Source organism: Mycolicibacter arupensis (assembly GCF_002086515.1).
Classification (GTDB): domain Bacteria; phylum Actinomycetota; class Actinomycetes; order Mycobacteriales; family Mycobacteriaceae; genus Mycobacterium; species Mycobacterium arupense.
In genome coordinates, this window is record NZ_MVHH01000106.1 from 1 (window position 1) to 1527 (window position 1527).

Sequence of the window (1527 nt, forward strand, 5' to 3'; positions counted from 1 at the left end):
GAGGTTGAGTTGAGCGAGAAGAGTGCTGCGTCGGTCGGGGGGCCGGATCGTCGGGCGATTGTTGCTGAGGCGCTGCGCAAGATTGATGATTTGACGGCGCGGTTGGCTGTTGCTGAGGCCGGTGATACCGAGCCGGTTGCGGTGGTGGGTGTGGGGTGTCGTCTGCCTGGTGGGGTGGATGGTCCTGCTGCGTTGTGGCAGTTGTTGTGTGATGAGGGTTCGGGGATTGTTCGGGTTCCGGCGGATCGTTGGGATGCGGATGAGTTTTTTTCGTCGGATCATTCGGTGCCGGGGACGATTTGTTCTCGTGAGGGTGGGTTTTTGACGTCGTGGGAGCCGGCGGAGTTTGACGCGGAGTTTTTTGGTATTTCGCCGCGTGAGGCTGATGCGATGGATCCTCAGCAGCGGTTGTTGATGGAGGTGGCGTGGGAGGCGTTGGAGCATGCCGGGATCACGAAGGAGGCGATTCGGGGTACGCAGACCGGGGTGTTCGTCGGTCTGACGACTAATGATTACTCGATTCTTGCTGCCGAGAAGTTGGGGCAGCGGGATGCTGATCCTTATCTGTCGTTTGGTAATGCACCGAATTTTGCGGCGGGTCGGTTGTCGTATTTCTTGGGTGTGCATGGTCCGGCGTTGATGGTGGATACGGCGTGTTCGTCGTCGTTGGTGGCGATTCATTTGGCGTGTGCGAGTTTGCGGCGGCGGGAGTCTCATCAGGCGTTGGCGGCTGGGGTGAATCTGATGTTGGCCCCGCAGAACAGCATTGCGACGTCGCGGTGGGGGATGTTGGCTCCCGATGGGCAGTGCAAGACTTTTGATGCTGCTGCTGATGGGTATGTGCGGGGCGAGGGTGCTGGGGTGGTGGTGCTCAAGCGTTTGTCGGATGCCCAGCGTGATGGTGATCGGGTTTTGGCGGTGGTGCGGGGTTCGGCGGTGAATCAGGATGGGCCGTCCTCGGGTCAGACGGTGCCGTCGGGTCCGGCGCAGCAGAAGGTGGTGCGGGCGGCGTTGGCGGCGGCGCGGTTGTCGCCGGCGGATATTGATTACGTCGAGGCGCATGGCACGGGTACGGCGTTGGGTGATCCGATTGAGTTGGATGCCTTGGCTGCGGTGTTTGGTGAGCGGGGTTCTGCGGCGCCGTTGGTGTTGGGGTCGGTGAAGACGAATCTGGGGCATTTGGAGTCGGCTTCGGGTGTTGCTGGGTTTATTAAGACGGTGTTGTCGGTGCAGCGGGGGTTTATTCCGCGGCATGTGAATTTTTCGGAGTTGACGCCGAATGCGGGTGTGGGGGCGTCGAAGTTTGTGATTGCTGCGCAGGCGATGGCGTGGCCGGCGGTGTCGCGTGTGCGTCGGGCGGGGGTGTCTTCGTTTGGGGTGTCGGGCACTAATGCGCATGTGATTGTGGAGCAGGCTCCCGAGGTGCCGGTTGTTGGGGCGTCGGCTGGGGTGCCGGTGAGTACGTTGGTGGTCTCGGGTAAGTCGCCGGCGCGGATTGCGGCCACGGCCGGGGTGCTGGCGCAGTGG

1 protein-coding gene is annotated in these 1527 nt (G+C 62.0%); it reads left to right on the forward strand.

Going from position 1 to position 1527, the window contains the following annotated elements:
- Window positions 1-9: 9 nt before the first annotated feature.
- Window positions 10-1527 (forward strand): type I polyketide synthase (locus BST15_RS20860; protein WP_133053208.1); only part of this gene is annotated, 1518 nt, incomplete at its 3' end.